General features: G+C 69.0%; 15 protein-coding genes and 1 pseudogene. 11 read left to right on the top strand and 5 right to left on the bottom strand.

What is annotated here, in order from left to right; all coding sequences use genetic code 11:
- Positions 1–245 precede the first annotated feature (245 nt).
- Positions 246–890, bottom strand: a complete 645-nt coding sequence (locus G3N92_RS19995; RefSeq protein ID WP_206129312.1) for an alpha/beta hydrolase — start codon at positions 888–890, stop codon at positions 246–248.
- On the opposite strand from G3N92_RS19995, the gene G3N92_RS19990 reads away from it, so the two are divergent.
- The 5 genes and pseudogenes from G3N92_RS19990 to G3N92_RS35020 all read left to right on the top strand — a co-directional run.
- Positions 883–1029, top strand: coding sequence for a hypothetical protein (locus tag G3N92_RS19990; protein WP_206129311.1), 147 nt, complete (start codon positions 883–885; stop codon positions 1027–1029). The genes G3N92_RS19995 and G3N92_RS19990 overlap by 8 nt on opposite strands.
- A 66-nt stretch (positions 1030–1095) precedes the next feature.
- Entirely contained in the window at positions 1096–2052 is a 957-nt protein-coding gene (locus G3N92_RS19985; RefSeq protein WP_206129310.1) for a glyoxylate/hydroxypyruvate reductase A, read from the top strand.
- A gap of 103 nt (positions 2053–2155) precedes the next feature.
- Positions 2156–3082, top strand: a complete 927-nt coding sequence (locus tag G3N92_RS19980) for a hydroxymethylglutaryl-CoA lyase (RefSeq protein WP_206129309.1) — start codon at positions 2156–2158, stop codon at positions 3080–3082.
- A 31-nt stretch (positions 3083–3113) separates the two neighbouring features.
- On the top strand, positions 3114–3620 hold the full coding sequence (locus G3N92_RS19975) for a YbaK/EbsC family protein (RefSeq protein ID WP_206129308.1): 507 nt from the start codon (positions 3114–3116) through the stop codon (positions 3618–3620).
- Positions 3621–3637: 17 nt separating this feature from the next.
- Positions 3638–3802, top strand: a pseudogene (locus tag G3N92_RS35020) (DUF1289 domain-containing protein); the annotation flags it as partial.
- A gap of 268 nt (positions 3803–4070) precedes the next feature.
- On the opposite strand, the gene G3N92_RS19965 reads toward G3N92_RS35020, so the two are convergent.
- Positions 4071–4967, bottom strand: a complete 897-nt coding sequence (locus tag G3N92_RS19965; RefSeq protein ID WP_206129306.1) for an alpha/beta hydrolase — start codon at positions 4965–4967, stop codon at positions 4071–4073.
- A 265-nt stretch (positions 4968–5232) separates the two neighbouring features.
- On the opposite strand from G3N92_RS19965, the gene G3N92_RS19960 reads away from it, so the two are divergent.
- A complete protein-coding gene (locus tag G3N92_RS19960) occupies positions 5233–6204 on the top strand; it encodes a nitronate monooxygenase family protein (protein ID WP_206129305.1) in 972 nt (323 codons plus the stop codon).
- Between the two features lie 79 nt (positions 6205–6283).
- Here the strand turns inward: G3N92_RS19960 and G3N92_RS19955 are convergent, their stop codons facing one another.
- From G3N92_RS19955 to G3N92_RS19945, 3 genes are all read right to left on the bottom strand, one after another.
- Positions 6284–7252, bottom strand: coding sequence for a LysR family transcriptional regulator (locus G3N92_RS19955; protein WP_206129304.1), 969 nt, complete (start codon positions 7250–7252; stop codon positions 6284–6286).
- Positions 7253–7443: 191 nt separating this feature from the next.
- A complete protein-coding gene (locus G3N92_RS19950) occupies positions 7444–8520 on the bottom strand; it encodes a porin (RefSeq protein WP_206129303.1) in 1077 nt (358 codons plus the stop codon).
- A gap of 441 nt (positions 8521–8961) precedes the next feature.
- On the bottom strand, positions 8962–9441 hold the full coding sequence (locus G3N92_RS19945) for a peptide-binding protein (RefSeq protein ID WP_241014911.1): 480 nt from the start codon (positions 9439–9441) through the stop codon (positions 8962–8964).
- 436 nt (positions 9442–9877) lie between these two features.
- Between G3N92_RS19945 and G3N92_RS19940 the strand changes: the two genes are divergently transcribed.
- The 5 genes from G3N92_RS19940 to G3N92_RS19920 form a co-directional block, all read left to right on the top strand.
- Positions 9878–10879 carry a bile acid:sodium symporter family protein gene (locus G3N92_RS19940; RefSeq protein WP_206129300.1) on the top strand — a complete coding sequence of 334 codons (1002 nt, stop codon included), beginning with the start codon at positions 9878–9880 and terminating at the stop codon, positions 10877–10879.
- Positions 10880–11119: 240 nt separating this feature from the next.
- Positions 11120–12973, top strand: coding sequence for a phosphodiesterase (locus G3N92_RS19935; RefSeq protein ID WP_206129298.1), 1854 nt, complete (start codon positions 11120–11122; stop codon positions 12971–12973).
- Between the two features lie 260 nt (positions 12974–13233).
- Positions 13234–14271: a LacI family DNA-binding transcriptional regulator gene (locus G3N92_RS19930; RefSeq protein ID WP_206129296.1), complete on the top strand. Its 1038-nt coding sequence runs from the start codon at positions 13234–13236 to the stop codon at positions 14269–14271.
- A complete protein-coding gene (locus G3N92_RS19925) occupies positions 14268–15548 on the top strand; it encodes an AGE family epimerase/isomerase (RefSeq protein WP_206129294.1) in 1281 nt (426 codons plus the stop codon). The genes G3N92_RS19930 and G3N92_RS19925 overlap by 4 nt, the downstream gene beginning before the upstream one ends.
- The coding region (locus G3N92_RS19920) for a carbohydrate kinase (protein ID WP_206129292.1) at positions 15545–16416 on the top strand (872 nt) is incomplete at its 3' end. The genes G3N92_RS19925 and G3N92_RS19920, both read left to right, overlap by 4 nt.

The following is a 16416-nucleotide window of genomic DNA, read 5'->3' as shown; positions in this document are numbered from 1 at the left end:
CGGGCGGGCCGGGCGGTCCGGGCACGCCCGCGCCGCCGCCGGGCAACGCGCCGGCCGGCGACGGCAACGGCAACGCGAGCCCGCCGTCGAACATTCCACCGAGCCAGTTGCCCGCGCCGAATCCGGGGTCACGGCCGTCGCGGGGGTGAGCGGGCGGCTGCGCCGGCCGTCCGCCACGCACGCCCCAAAACAAAACGGGCGGCCCGCCAAGGCCGCCCGCATCGATCCACGTCCCGCCCCCCGTCTCAAACCGCGAACGCGAAACGCCGCTGCCCCGCCGCCCGGAACGCCTCGCCCCGCACCTCTTCGCGCGCCTCGCGAAACCGCAGCGGCGCCGCGCAATGCACGAGCGTATCGACGAAATACTTGGCGCGCGGCCACGGCCCGAAACCGGCCGCCGTATTGATATGACCCGCATCGCCCAGATTGACGAACGCGCTGCCGAGCTGGCGCGCCAGCTCGCGCGCATCGCCGAACGTCATCCACGGATCGGTCTCGCTGCCGATCAGGATCGAGGGCACCGGCAGCCGCCGCGCCTCGAACGCGCCGGCGAACGCGAATTTCTTCGGGCTGGCGGGCGCGACGAACAGCACGCCGGCCACCGCCGACGGATCGATCGCCAGATCGCCGCGCAGCAGCGCATGCGCCGTCGCGAGGCAGCCGAAGCTGTGCGCGGCCAGCACGAACGGGCCACGTTCGCGCGCGAGCGTGTCGCGCACCGCACCGGCCCAGCGCGCCAGATGCGGCGCTTCCCAGTCGTCCTGTTCCACGCGCAGCGAGCGCGCGAACTGCCGTTCGAGCCAGCTCTGCCAGTGCGCACCCTCGCTGCCGTGCAGGCCGGGCACGGTCACCACACGCGGCGGCCACGTCGATTTGCTGCAGATGGACATCGCTTCCCCCTCGCTTGCGGGCGAACCCGTTCCGATCGTTGCTGACGTGCCGATTGTCGGCCGCGCCCCGTGGGCGGCGAACCAATTTTTCCTGCTTAGCAATTTCGACGCTGCGACGTCGGGCCGCGCGACGCCGTAAAATGGCCGTTCCCGCGCGACGGGGCCAGATGCCGGTTTCGCGCACCCCGCAAGCACGAAGGCTCACATGCAGATCCTGTTCCACGATTCCCCGGATTCCTTTACCGACTGGCGCGCCGGCATCGAAGCCGCGCTGCCCGGCGCGACGCTGCGCGCGTGGCAACCGGGCGACGACGCGCCCGCCGATTACGCGATGGTCTGGCGCCCGCCCGCCGAGCTGCTCGCGCCGCGCCCCGGCCTGAAGGCGATCTTCAATCTGGGCGCGGGCGTCGACGCGCTGCTCGCCTTCGAGCGCGCGCATCCCGGCACGCTGCCGGCCGGCGTGCCGCTCGTGCGCCTCGAAGATACCGGCATGGGCCAGCAGATGATCGAGTACGTCGCCTACGGCGTGCTGCGCTATCTGCGCCGTTTCGACGATTACGCCGCGCTTCAGCGCGAACACCGCTGGCAGCCGCTCGACGCGCGCCCGCGCGCGCAGTTCGTGGTGGGCGTGCTCGGGCTCGGCGTGCTCGGCGCGCAGGTGGCGCGCGCGCTGGCCGGGCTCGGCCTGACCGTGCGCGGCTTCAGCCGCAGCGCGAAATCGCTCGACGGCGTGAGCACCTTCCACGGCACGCCGCGCCCCGGCGACGCCGGCTTCGATGCGTTCACGCAAGGCGTCAAGGTGCTCGTGAACCTGCTGCCGAGCACGCCCGACACGAACGGCGCGCTCAACGCCGGCGTGTTCGCGCAACTGGCGCCGGGCGCGTTCGTGATCAACGTCGCACGCGGCGCGCATCTGGTCGAGCAGGATCTGCTCGACGCGCTCGCCTCGGGCCAGCTCGAAGGCGCGCTGCTCGACGTGCTGCACACCGAGCCGCTACCGGCCGAGCATCCGTTCTGGGCGCATCCGCGCATCACGATCACGCCGCACGTCTCGGCCGAAACCGAACGCGACGGCGCCATCGCGCAGATCGCCGCGAAGATCCGCGCGTTCGAGCGCGGCGAGGCCGTGACCGGCGTCGTCGATCTCGCCCGCGGTTACTAGCCGCCGCATCCGCCGGGCCGCGCGGCGCGATCCGCCGCCGGGCCCGGCAATCGCATCCCGGCGCGCGTACCGCGTGCGCCACCGAACGATGGAGACAAAACGCATGACCACTCCCGCCGCCGTGAAAATCGTCGAGGTCGGGCCGCGCGACGGCCTGCAGAACGAGAAGACCTTCGTGCCCACCGACGTGAAGATCGCGCTGGTCGACCGGCTCTCGCACGCGGGCTTCCGCAACGTCGAGGCCGCGTCGTTCGTGTCGCCGAAATGGGTGCCGCAGATGGCGGACGGCGCCGAGCTGATGGCGGGCATCGCGCGCCGCCCCGGCACGCTCTATTCCGCGCTGACGCCGAACCTCAAGGGCCTGGAGAACGCGCTGGCCGCGCGCGCCGACGAGGTGGTGATCTTCGGCGCGGCGAGCGAGGCGTTCTCGCAGAAGAACATCAACTGCAGCATCGCCGAGAGCATCGCGCGCTTCGAACCGGTGGCGCAGGCCGCGAAGGCGGCCGGCGTGCGGCTGCGCGGCAGCGTCTCGTGCGCGCTCGGCTGCCCGTATCAGGGCGAGGTGCCGGTGGCCGCCGTGATCGACGTGGTCGAGCGCTTCGCCGCGCTCGGCTGCGACGAGATCGACATCGCCGACACGATCGGCGTGGGCACCGCCGCGCAAACGCGCGAGGTGCTGGCCGCCGTCGCGAAGGTGTTTCCGCGCGAGCGGCTGTCGGGCCACTTCCACGACACCTACGGGCAGGCGCTCGCCAACATCCACGCCGCGCTGCTCGAAGGCATCGAGATCTTCCACGCGTCGGTCGCCGGCCTCGGCGGCTGCCCGTATGCGAAGGGCGCCACCGGCAACGTCGCCACCGAGGACGTGCTGTACCTGATGCAGGGCCTCGGCATCGAGACCGGCATCGACCTGATGGAAGTCGTCGAGGCCGGCGATTTCATTTCGCGCGCGCTCGGCCGCGCCAACGCCTCGCGCGCCGGCCGCGCGCTGCTCGCCAAGCGCGGCGACGCGCAAGCGGCCAACGCCTGATTCCCCGCCTACCCTTCTTACCGACCGAACCATGCCGACCCCAACCCCAGCCGACCAGCTTCCCGATTCCGCGCGCCGCGTCGCGCAACTGCTGCTCGAGCGCGGCCACGCCAAGGGCGTGGTGCTGCTCGACGAAACCGGCCGCACCTCGGCCGAAGCCGCGGCCGGGCTCGGCTGCGACGTCGCGCAGATCGCCAAGTCGATCCTGTTCCGCCGCAAATCCGACGGCGCGCCGGTGCTGGTGGTGGCGAGCGGCTCGAACCGCGTCGACGAGAAGAAGGTGGCCGAGCGCGTCGGCGAGATCGGCCGCGCCGATGCGAAGTTCGTGCGCGAGAACACCGGCTATGCGATCGGCGGCGTCTGCCCGATCGGCCATCTGGTCAAGCCGGTGATGCTGATCGACGAGGATCTGTTCGCCTACGACGCGCTGTGGGCCGCGGCCGGCCATCCGCATGCCGTGTTCACGCTGTCGCCGCAGGAGCTGGCCGAGCTAACGGGCGCGCCGGTGGCGGACGTGGCGCTGCGCGAGCCCGCGTGAACCGCGACGACGCCGAGGTGGCCTCGCCCTGCGTGGGCGTGTGCCGCGTCGATGCGCAAGCGAATTGGTGCACCGGCTGCCGGCGCACGCTCGACGAAATCGCGGCCTGGCGGGATCTGGATGCGGACGGGAAGCGGGCGGTGCTGGCGCGGGTGGAGGCGCGGTGGTTCGAGGGGCGGTGAACGACGCGCTTCGGGCAAAAAAAAGCCGTTCAACCAAGAAGTGTTGAACGGCGCTCAGAGTCGAATCCCGTTGACGTGATCAACGATGAGCCCATCATACGAGCGCCGATTTTGCGTGGCATCGGGAGTTTCCCTACAGATCGAAATCCACGCGCCGCGCGGCGTTTGGAAGGGTTTTTCGATACGAGGCAAGCGCCGCGACAGCCGCGCGACACGTCATGAAAACGACATCGCCGCGCGCCGCCGGTCACCGCCCGCATCGCCCCGCTCAGCCTCCCGGCTCCCCCGCCTCGAAGAACGCCAGAATCTCCTCCAGCAACACGCCCGGCGCTTCCTCCGGAATGTAATGCCCGCATTCGAGCGCGCGGCCGCTCACGTCGCGCGCCACCGCGCGCCATTCGCCGAGCGGATCGAAGCAGCGCGCCACCGTGCCGTCGACGCCCCACAGCACGCGCAGCGGGCAGGCCACGCGCGTGCCGCGTTCGAGATCGGCGCGGTCGTGCTCAAGATCGATGGTGGCCGACGCACGGTAGTCCTCGCACATCGCATGCACCGCGCCCGGCTGCTTCAACGCGTGCCGGTAGGCGTCGAGTGCGGCCGGCGCGAACGGCGCGAGGCCGGCCGAGCGGCTGCCCATCACGCGCTCGACGTACGCGTCGGGGTTGCCCTCGATCAGCGTCTCGGGCAGCGGCGGCGGCTGGATCAGGAAGAACCAGTGGAAGTAGGCGGTGGCGAACGCGCGATCGGTCTTTTCGTACATCGCGAGCGTCGGCGCGATGTCGAGCAGCATCGCGCGCTCGACGGCATCGGGATGATCGAGCGCCATCCGGTGCGCGACGCGCGCGCCGCGATCGTGCGCGCACACGCAGAAGCGCTCGAAGCCGAAGTGGCGCATCACGGCCACCTGATCGGCGGCCATCGCGCGCTTCGAATACGTGACGTGCGCGGCGTCGCCCTCCGGTTTGGACGACGCGCCGTAGCCGCGCAGATCGGTGGCGATCACCGTGAAGCGGCGCGCCAGCGCGGCCGCGACGCGATGCCAGATCATGTGGGTCTGCGGATGGCCGTGCAGCAACAGCAAGGGCGGCCCGGCGCCGCCCTTGACGCCGAAGATGTCGACGTCATCCACCGTCACATTGAACGATGCAAACTCGTCAAACGACATGGCGATAGCTCACTGATCGAATTGTTGTAGCCGCCATTGTAGGAGCCGGGTGCGGCGCGAACAGGCGCCAGCCCACGCAAACCGTAGAAGCCGAACACTCATTCGATACGAACGTTCGATGCATCGTTCTACAATCGCACGACCGTTCGTATTAATATGCGGCGGGTGCCGCGCACCGTGCCCGGCACCCGCCGCGCCGCCTCGCTACACTCATGCAGACGCCCGCAACGCACGCAGGCGCAAGACGATCCAGGAGACTCCCACCATGGCCCTGCCCGCCGTCCTCCAGCGCCTGTCGCTGCCCGTCATCGCCTCGCCGATGTTCATCGTCAGTTATCCCGAACTGGTGCTCGCGCAGTGCAAGGCCGGCATCGTCGGTTCGTTCCCGGCGCTCAACGCGCGCCCGGCCGAGTTGCTCGACGCCTGGCTCACGCAGATCGAGGACGGCCTGGCCGCGCATCGCGAGGCGCATCCGGACGCGGTGATCGGGCCGATCGCGGTCAACCAGATCGTCCATCAGTCGAACGTGCGGCTCGAGCACGACGTGCGCGTTTGCGTCGATCACAAGGTGCCGATCTTCATCACGAGCCTGCGCGCGCCCGCGCCGGAGATCGTGCAGGCGGTGCACAGCTACGGCGGCATCGTGCTGCACGACGTGATCAACCTGCGCCACGCCGAGAAGGCGCTCGAAGCGGGCGTGGACGGCCTGATCCTGGTGGCGGCAGGCGCGGGCGGCCATGCCGGCACCACCTCGCCGTTCGCGCTGGTGGGCGAGGTGCGCAAGCGCTTCGACGGCCCGATCGTGCTGTCGGGCTCGATCGCCAACGGCGGTGCGATCCTGGCCGCGCAGGCGATGGGCGCCGACCTCGCCTACATGGGCACGCGCTTCATCGCCACGCAGGAGGCGCACGCGGTGGAAGGCTACAAGCGCGCGATCGTCGACGCGAAATCGGCCGACATCGTCTACACCAACCTGTTCACGGGCGTGCACGGCAACTACATCCGCGAGAGCATCGTCAACGCGGGGCTGGACCCGGACGCGCTGCCCGAAGCCGACAAGTCGAAGATGAATTTCGGCAGCGGCAAGGACCAGGACAAGGCGAAGGCCTGGAAGGACATCTGGGGCGCGGGCCAGGGCGTCGGCCTGATGGACGACGTACCGAGCGTCGGCGATCTGGTCGCGCGGCTCACGCGCGAATACGACGACGCGAAGGCGCGGCTCGGGATTCGCGCCTGAGCGTCGCTCGCCATCGCGAGAAACATGAAAAAAAACCGGCCGCGAAGCCGGTTTTTTCATTGGCCGCCGCGGGCGCGGCTCAGCTCGACGCGACGCGTTTCAAACGCGGTGCGGCGGCCTCGGCGAGATAGGCGTCGACGGTCGGGCACAGCGACTGCCCCGAGAACCGGTCGGCCAGGAAATCGACGAACGAGCGCACCTTCGCCGACACGTGCCGGCGGCTCGCGTACACCGCGTAGATCGGCAGCTCGCGCGGCGGCATCGCGTCGAGCAGCAGCGGCACGAGGCGGCCGGCCTCGATGTCGTCGCCCACCACTTCGGTGCCGAGCATCGCGATGCCGCTGCCGTCGAGCACCGCCACGCGCAGCGCTTCGAGATGATTGATGATCAGGTTGCCCGACAGCGTCACGCGCGAGGCCGCGGCCGATTCGAACGCGAGCGAATCGATCGAGGTCGGGCCGCTGTCGCGGCGCAGGTAGTTGTGATGCTCGAGATCGGCGAGCGTCGCGGGCGTGCCGTGCTCTTCGAGATAGGCCGGCGAGGCCACCAGCAGGATGTGCGCGGTGGCGATCTGGCGCGCGACCAGCGACGACGATTTCAAACCGAACGGCGCGGCGCGCACGGCCACGTCGTAGCCTTCGTCGATCAGTTCGACGACGCGATCCGACAGCGTGATCTCGACGGTCACGTCCGCGTAGCGCGCCGCGTACGCGGTCACTGCCTGCATCACGTGGCGCAGGCCGAACGCCGACAGCGTGGTCACGCGCAGGCGGCCCTGCGGCACGATGCTGGCCGCGCCGACCGCCTGGCCGGCTTCGTCGAGTTCGGTCAGCGCCTGCACGAGGCGCTCGTAGTATTCGCGACCCGCTTCGGTGGGCGCGACGCGGCGGGTGGTTCGATGCAGCAGCCGCGAACCGAGCTGCTGCTCGAGATGCATCACGTGCTTGCTCGCCATCGCAGCGGACATTTGCATCCGCTCCGCCGCGCCGACGAAGCTGCCCACTTCGACGACGTAGCGAAACACATTCATGCTGACGAGGGTATCCATGCCAAACGCTCGCGATCCAAGTGACTTCGATAGGCTCAATTGGAAGCGACTGTAGCAAAGGCTGACGCGGCAAAAGGTCAACAAACGCAAAACGCCGCGTAATTCCCCACTTTCGCTACAGAACCGCCCGGCAACGGAAAAAAATGCCGAGCGGGTGTTGCGCGCGCAACACGCGCAGCCCCCGCCGCCGCTCAGAAGCGCACGCGCATGCCGCCGCCGAACGTATAGCCGGCCGACTGATTCGACAGGTGATCGTACATGTAGGCCGCGTACAGATCGGTGCGTTTCGAGAGCGGATAGTCGTAGCCGAGCGCCCAGGTCTGATGCGTCTGATCGAGGCCGCCCGCATCGCGCGAATACGCGTAGGACGCCAGCGCGCTGCCCGCGCCCACCGGCACCGACACGCCGCCCTGCGCGGTGTTCACGTGCCAGCTTCCGGTCTGCATGTCGTTCTTCGTATACATGTACTGGCCGTACAGTTTCACGAACTTCAGGTCGTAGCTGAGCCCGAGCTGCGTGACGCTCTGGCTCTTCATGCCGGCCACCAGCGAGCCGAGATCGGTCGGGCTGTTGTTGAAGTTGACGTATTGATACACGGCCGTCGCGGCGAACGCGCCGCGGTAATACTGCATCTGGCCGCTCCACTTCTTCGCGCCGTTGCTGCCCGCCTGGTTGCCGAGCGCGTACATCGCGCCCGCGCTGAAGCCGTTGAAATCGGGCGACGTGTACGACACCGCGTTGTTCCAGCCCGAATCGCCCACCACGCCCTGATCGGTCGTGTAGGTCGGGAACGTGCCGAGGCCGAGGAACACGTGATAGACGATCGGCGAGAACTCGTACGAATCGATCAGCGGGTTGAACAGGATCGTCGAGATGAACAGATGCGTGGTCAGACGCCCGGCGCGCACCGTGCCGTACGGCGTTTCGAGGCCGACGTACGAATTGCGCGCGAAGAACGTGTCGCCGTCGAAGCGGCCGTACTTGCCGCTTTGCGGGCGGAAGAAATCCTCGAACGTGAACAGCGCGCGATAGCCGCCGCCGAGATCCTCGCTGCCGCGCAGGCCCCAGTACGAGGTCGACATGCCGCCGCCCTGCACGCCCCATGCGCGTTCGTTACCGGGGAATTTCTGCGCGCCGACCCAGGCGTCGACCTGGCCGTACAACTGCACGCTCGATTGCGCCCGGGCGGGCGCGGCGATCGAGAAGCAGGCCGCGAACGCGGCGCACGCGACAACACCGGACGCAGTCCGGCGAGCGAAAGACTTCATGAGATCTCCGAATCAATTCGTTGGAAACCGGTGCGCGTATCGTTGTTGGGGCTGCATGCGCACGGTGAGGCACGTCCATCTTCACGGGCCGATAAGCCGGTCAAAAATAGGCGTCCTTATGTTCGGTATAGCGGCGTGGCGATTGCCGCGATCGCCGCGGATGCGAGCCCGGCCAGCGCGCGGCGGAGCATGCCGCCGCGCGCCGGGCGCGCCGCCGGTATCGGAACCGGCCCGCCCCCCCGAGCGAGCCGGCTAGCCGGCGAGGCGCGAAAGATAGCGCAAGCGGGCGAACGACCCAAGCGCGGCGAGCGAAAAACGGCGCGACTGTGGCGCATCCGCGTCACCGGGCGCGCGAAAGCCCGCCGGCGAGGACGCGATCGGAAAAAAGGGGAAGGAGAAGAAAAAGACAGGCGACGCAGCCGGGTCACCCGGCCGGCCGCATCAATTGTTGCGGTAGAACGACGAGAAGAACGTGTTGCGCGCGCCGCCGCCTTCCTGCGCGCGCGGCTGCGGCGCCGGACGGCCGCCGCGTTCCTCGTTGTAGCGCGCGACATCGGCACGGATCGAGCCGCTGCGCATCGGCGCGTAGTTGCCGCCGCCGGCGCGCTGCATCGATTCGGGGTTCGCGCTGATCGGCCGGTAGGGATTGCCGGGCGCGTACCGCCCTTGCAGGCCCGGCCCGCGGCTGGAGTCGTACGCCGGTTCGCGGCCGCGCGGCGCGTGTTGACCGTACGACGGCATCGCCATCGGCCGCAGACCCCAGCGCGCCCCGCAGCTGCTCACGCCCATGCGCGATTGCGCGTGCGGCGCGCCCTGCCAGCCGCGTGCGGCATCGCGATGCCCGCCGCCACCGCCGCCCGGGCCGCCGTGCGGATGGGCGAACGCGAGCGAGGCGCACAGCGCTGCTGCCGCGCCCGCCATCCATCGCCCGATTGTCCGTTTTGCCCGATCCACGTTCGTCATCCCTTGTGCGCTCGCTGACCGCGTATTGCTGGTTCCCTATTTGGGACGCGAGCTTTCAGCAGTAATTTATGGGCATGCCGTTTTTGTGTCGAGCCGAAAAATGTTAGGCCGGCGGCATCGATGTAACACCGTGTTACCCCGGCCTTTTCCGAGATTTTTCGTAAGTTTTTCAAGGATCTTCACGGCCTTGCCGGCCGGCTTTTCCTGAAAGGTTTTGCGGAAAAACGACACCCGCGACATGACATTTCCCATGAACCGCTTTCATCAATCGATTCTCGAAATGAATTTGCCTATTGAATAGGCAACCGGGACAATACGCGCCGGAGCGCGTCGGCCGGCAGACCACGGCGGCGCGCCTCGCACCCGTTCCTCCGTTTCCGCTCTCGAGATGCCGATGGCCCGTCCCCGTTTCCTTCCCGACAATTTCACGCTGGCGCTGGTCGGCACCGTCGTCCTCGCCAGCCTGCTGCCGTGCCGCGGCCAGGTCGCGCATGCCGCCAACTGGGCGACCAACATCGCCATCGGCCTGCTGTTCTTCCTGCACGGCGCGAAGCTCTCGCGCGAGGCGATCGTGGCCGGCGCGACGCACTGGCGGCTCCATATCGTCGTGATGCTGAGCACTTTCGCGCTGTTCCCGCTGCTGGGCCTCGCGCTGCGTCCGGTGCTCACGCCGCTCGTCACGCCGGCGCTATATGCGGGCGTGCTGTTCCTCTGCACGCTGCCGTCCACGGTGCAGTCGTCGATCGCGTTCACGTCGATCGCCAAGGGCAACGTGTCGGCCGCCGTGTGCTCGGCCTCGGCGTCGAGCCTGCTCGGCATCTTCATCACGCCGGCGCTGGTCGGCGCGATGCTGACCACGCAATCCACCGCCGGCAATTCGGCCTGGAGCACGGTGGGCAGCATCGTCATGCAACTGCTCGTGCCGTTCGTGGCGGGCCAGTTGCTGCGCCCGGTGATCGGCGCCTGGATCGAACGCAACCGCGGCGTGCTGAAGTTCGTCGATCAGGGCTCGATCCTGCTGGTGGTGTACGTGGCGTTCAGCGAGGCCGTCAACGAAGGCCTCTGGCACCAGATTCCGGCGGCGGCACTCGGCGGCCTGCTGGTGGTGTGCGTGGCACTGCTCGCGATCGCGCTCGGCGTCACGGCGCTGGTCAGCAAGCGGCTCGGCTTCAATCGCGCCGACTGCATCACGATCATCTTCTGCGGCTCGAAGAAGAGCCTCGCGTCGGGCATCCCGATGGCGAAGGTGATCTTCGCCGCGCACGCGGTGGGCGCGATCGTGCTGCCGCTGATGCTGTTCCACCAGATCCAGTTGATGGTGTGCGCGGCGCTCGCGCAACGCTGGGGCGCTCGCGACACGCGCCTCGACGACGCGGGCCGCGCCGCCGGACATTGATCGCACCCCGAAATCTTCCGCATTCCTCCTATCATTCATAGTCATTAAATAACTAAAAATAAAATGACTATGAATGTACCGGGCTTCCGTGCGTGCCGATGCGCGGCCCGGTTGCGGACGGCCGGTATCCCGGCCGGCGCGCCGGGGCCGTCATAAAAAATTCACTGCTCCGGCGCGGGGAGCGATTGTTAAATTGTGTGTCTTGACGCCTGCCCGCCTTCGCCTGCCCGTCCCGCTTCCATGTCTCCGCCTCTCTCCGTTGTCGCCGAACCGGCGCGTGTCGCCGACCTGCTCGCCTCCGGCGCGCTGAGTGCGCAATTCCAGCCGATCGTCGCGATTTCCGGCGGCGCCATCATCGGCTACGAGGGGCTGGTGCGCGGGCCGGCCGGCTCGCCGCTCGAAATGCCGGGCGCGCTGTTCGCGCAGGCCGCGCGCGAGGGCTGCTCGCTCGAACTCGAACTGGCCGCGGCCACCGCCTGCGTGAACGGCTTCGCCGCCACCGGCCAGGACGGCCAGTTGTTCGTCAATTTCAGCGCGCATGCGATCGTGCAGCTCGCACGGCATCGCGAGCGCGTGCTGTCGGCCATGCCGGCCAACCGCATCGTGATCGAGCTGACCGAACAGCATCCGGCCAGCGACCTGCCCGGCCTGCCTGCGGCGCTCGCCGAATTGCGCGGCTCGGGCGTGTCGTTCGCGCTCGACGATTACGGCACGGCCAACGCCAGCATGAGCGCCTGGGTGCGCCTGCGGCCCGACATCGTCAAGATCGACCGCTTCTTCATCGACGGCATCGCCAGCGACCCGCGCAAGTTCGAGGCGGTCAAGGCGATGCAGCATTTCTCGGTGGCCACCGGCGGGCTGCTGATCGCCGAAGGCATCGAGTGCGCCGCGGACCTGATCGTGGTGCGCGATCTCGGCATCGATTACGGCCAGGGTTTCTTCCTCGGCCGCCCGGCCCGCGTCCCGGCCGAGCGCACCGCCGAGCCGGCCCGCGACGCGCTGCACGCCTCGCACATCGCGGTGTTCCCCGGCGTGGCGCGCAGCACCGCCGGCACGCGGCCCGACGTCACCGTCACCGACAAGATGCGCGTGCCCGCGCCCGCGCTGCCGAGCCACGCGACCAACAACCAGGTGCTCGAGCTGTTCCAGCGCCGGCCCGACCTGCACGCGGTGGCGGTGGTCGAGAACGAGCGGCCGATCGCGCTGATCAATCGCCGCAGCTTCATGGATCGCTACGCGCTGCCGTATCACCGCGAGGTGTTCGGCAAGCGCCCGTGCCTGCAGCTCGCGAACGACACGCCGCTGATCGTCGACAACGCCACCACGGTCGAGCAACTGACCACGCTGCTGGCCAACCACGACCAGCGCTACCTGACCGAAGGCTTCATCATCACCGACCACGGCCGCTACGCCGGCCTCGGCACCGGCGAGAGCCTGGTGCGCGCGGTGACGGAGGTGCGCGTCGAGGCGGCGCGCTACGCGAACCCGCTGACGTTCCTGCCCGGCAACATCCCGATCAGCTCGCACATCGCGCGGCTGGTGGGCAAGGATGCGGCGTTCCACGCCTGCTACGTCGATCTGAACCAGTTCAAGCCGTTCAACGATCAATACGGCTACTGGCAGGGCGACGAGGTGCTGAAATTCGCGGCCGCTGTGCTGGCGGACGTGTGCGACCCGACGCGCGATTTCCTCGGCCACGTGGGCGGCGACGATTTCCTGGTGCTGTTCCAGAGCGACGACTGGCAGGCACGCGCGCAACGCGCGATCCACCGCTTCGACGAGGGCGCGCAGCGCTTCTACGCGCATGCGGATCGCCAGGCGGGCGGCATCCACGGCGAGGACCGGCGCGGCAATCCGGCGTTCTTCGATTTCGTGACGATGGCGATCGGCTGCGTGCGCGTGCCCGGCACGCGCCGCTACCGCAGCGACGAGATCGCCTCGGTGGCCGCGCTCGCCAAGCGCCGCGCCAAGCATCATCCGGGGCACCTCTACCTGATCGACGTGGACGAAGGCCGCGCCTGGCTGCGCGCGCACGGCGAACAGCCGAAGGTGGTGCCGTCCGGCCCGCCGCCGGCCGAACCGCTCGAAGACTGAACTGCATCGCGCCCGCCATCCTGCTGCGGGCGCCCGTCACCGCGCTCCCGATTCCGCGCCCCGCGGATGTCAATGGCCGTTCCGCGTTCACTTTTGCGGTGTTTGTTTAGCAAACACCATAAACACACGCACCCTCAATCCCTCCGCATAAACCCCGAATTTACGGGTATTCACCGACATTCCCTCGGCATTTCCCCGCATTTTCGGTCGAAATTTTTACTATACAATCGTCCGCACTCTAAACACTTGGTTTGGCGAGCATGGGCACCACTATCCGCGATGTGGCTCAAGCGGCGAACGTATCGATCGGCACGGTTTCGCGCGCACTGAAAAACCAGCCCGGCCTGTCCGAGGCGACGCGCGAGCGCATCGTCGCGGTGGCCGCGCAGCTCGGCTACGATCCGGCGCAGTTGCGGCCGCGCATCCGCCGGCTCACGTTCCTGCTGCACCGCCAGCACAACAACTTCGCCGCCACGCCGTTCTTCTCGCACGTGCTGCACGGCGTGGAGGAAGCGTGCCGCGACCGCGGCATCGTGCCCGCGCTGCTGACCGTCGGCCCCACCGACGACGTGCTGCGCCAGATGCGCCCGCACGCCCCCGACGCGATCGCCGTGGCCGGCTTCATGGAGCCGGAAACGATCGACGCGCTGGCCGCCACCGGCCGCCCGCTCGTGCTGATCGACATGTGGGCCCCGGGCCTGCGCTCGGTCAACATCGACAACGCCGCCGGCGCGTCGCAGGCGATGCGCCACCTGTTCGACACCGGCCGCAAGCGGATCGCCTTCATCGGCGGCTCGCTCGCGCACCACAGCATCGCGCAGCGCGCGCTGGGCTTTCGCCGCGCGTTCTTCGAGGCCGGCCTGCTGTTCGACCCGGCGCTCGAAATCACCATCGACGCCGGGCTCGACCCCGACACCGGCGCCGCGCGCGCCATGGAGCGCATCCTCGACGGCAGCGCGCCGCGCCCCGACGCCGTGTTCGCGTTCAACGACGCCGCCGCGCTGGCCGCGATGCGCGTGTGCCTCGCACGCGGGCTGCGCGTGCCGGAAGACATCGCGTTCGTCGGCTTCGACGACATCCTCGGCGCGGCCCACGCCGCGCCGCCGCTCACCACGCTGGCCGTCGACAAGGAAGCGCTGGGCCGCCGCGGCGTCGAGCTGCTGCTGGCCGACGCGCCCGAGCACACCGAGATTCGCCTGCCCGTGCGGCTGATCGAACGCGCGAGCAGTGCCGTCGCGGCCTCGGCGCCGCGCCTCTTCGCCACCGACACCCCCGACATGCCCGCCATCGCCTCATGACGACACCCGCCTCGCCGCTCGCGCCGGACACGCCGGCGCCGCGCGTCGCGAATTTCCGCGACGCCGGTTTCCTGCTTTCGCACGTGGAGCACACGCTGCGCTTCTACGCCCCGACCGTGTACGACGAGACGGGCGGCTTCTTCCATTTCTTCCGCGACGACGGCACGATCTACGACCGCACCACGCGCCACCTCGTCAGCAGTTGCCGCTTCGTCTTCAACTACGCGATGGCGTACCGCCAGTTCGGCGGCCGCCAGCATCAGGATTACGTGCGCCACGGCCTGCGCTTCCTGCGCGACGCGCATTGGGATCCGGTCAACGAGGGCTACGACTGGGAGCTGGAATGGCGCGACGGCCGCAAGGCCGCGGTGCGCGACGGCACCCGCCACTGCTACGGCCTCGCGTTCGTGCTGCTGGCCGCCGCGCATGCGGTGATGGCCGGCGTCGACGAAGGCCGCGCGCTGGTCGCGCACACGTTCGAACTGATGGAACGGCGCTTCTGGGATGCGGCCGGCGGCCTCTACAAGGACGACGCCACGCCCGATTGGCAGGTGTCCGGCTATCGCGGCCAGAACGCCAACATGCACACCACCGAGGCGCTGCTGGCCGCCTACGAGGCCACCGGCGAGGTGCGCTACCTCGACCGCGCCGAATTGGTGGCGACGCACATCACGCAGCGCCAGGCCGCGCTGTCGCAGGGCCTGGTGTGGGAGCACTACCACGCAGATTGGTCGATCGACTGGGATTACAACAAGGAAGACAGCACCAACATCTTCCGCCCATGGGGCTTCCAGCCGGGCCACCAGACCGAATGGGCCAAGCTGCTGCTGATCCTCGAGCGGCACCGTCCGCTCGACTGGCTGCTGCCGCGCGCGATCGAGCTGTTCGACGCCGCGTTCGCGCACGCCTGGGACAGCGAGCACGGCGGCCTCGTGTACGGCTTCGGCCCCGACTACACGGTGTGCGACCACGACAAGTATTTCTGGGTGCAGGCCGAAACCTTCGCCGCCGCCGCGCTGCTCGGCGAGCGCACCGGCAGCGAGCGCTTCTGGGATTGCTACGACGAGATCTGGCGCTATAGCTGGCAGCATTTCGTCGATCACCGCTACGGCGCCTGGTATCGGATCCTGACCTGCGACAACCGCAAGTACAGCGACGAGAAGAGCCCGGCCGGCAAGACCGACTATCACACCATGGGCGCCTGCTACGAGGTGCTCAACGCATTGCCCGGCGCGAACGGCGCCGCCATTCCGCATCGCAAGGAGAACGCACAATGAGCGGCGCCCCGTTTCCGCATTTCGTGTCGGCCGGCGACATCCTGACCGACATGGTCCGGCACGGCGCGGCCCAGTGGACGTCGGTGCCCGGCGGCGCCGGCTGGAACGTGGCGCGCGCGGTGGCGCGGCTCGGCGTGCCGAGCGCGGCGGTGGGCGCGCTCGGGCGCGATTGCTTCTCCGACGTGCTGTGGCGCGAGAGCGAGGCGGCCGGGCTCGACCTGCGCTTCCTGCAGCGCGTCGAGCGCCCGCCGCTGCTGGCGATCGTGCACGAGACGCAGCCGCCGTCGTACTTCTTCATCGGCGAGAACAGCGCCGACCTGGCGTTCGATCCGGCCGCGCTGCCGGCCGGCTGGGAAGCCCCGCTGGAATGGGCGCACTTCGGCTGCATCAGCCTCGTGCGCGAGCCGCTGGCGGGCACGCTGGTCGCGCTGGCCGCGCGGTTGCGCGAGCAGGGCGTGAAGATCAGCTTCGATCCGAACTACCGCAACCTGATGACGGCCGCCTATCGCCCGACGCTCGAGAAGATGGTGACGCTGGCCGATCTCGTGAAGGTGTCCGACGAAGACCTGCGCCATCTGTTCGACGGCAGCGAGGCCGAGGCGATCGCCACGCTGCGCGCGCTGAACCCGGCCGCCACCGTGCTGGTCACGCGCGGCGCGCAAACCGCCACACTGTACGCCGGCGACGCCGTGTTCGAGGCGCAGCCGCCGCGCGTCGAGGTGGCCGACACGGTGGGCGCGGGCGACGCGTCGATCGGCGGGCTGATCGTCAGCCTGATGACCGCGCCGCAGCGCGGCTGGCACGAGCATCTGGCGTTCGCGCCTGCCGCGGGCCCGGCCGCCTGCCGCCCGACCGGCGCGCCCGCACC

This window comes from Burkholderia sp. Ac-20379 (genome assembly GCF_017104645.1).
Taxonomy (GTDB): domain Bacteria; phylum Pseudomonadota; class Gammaproteobacteria; order Burkholderiales; family Burkholderiaceae; genus Burkholderia.
Note: the sequence above shows the minus strand (reverse complement) of the source record. Positions and strands in the feature narration are given on the sequence as shown.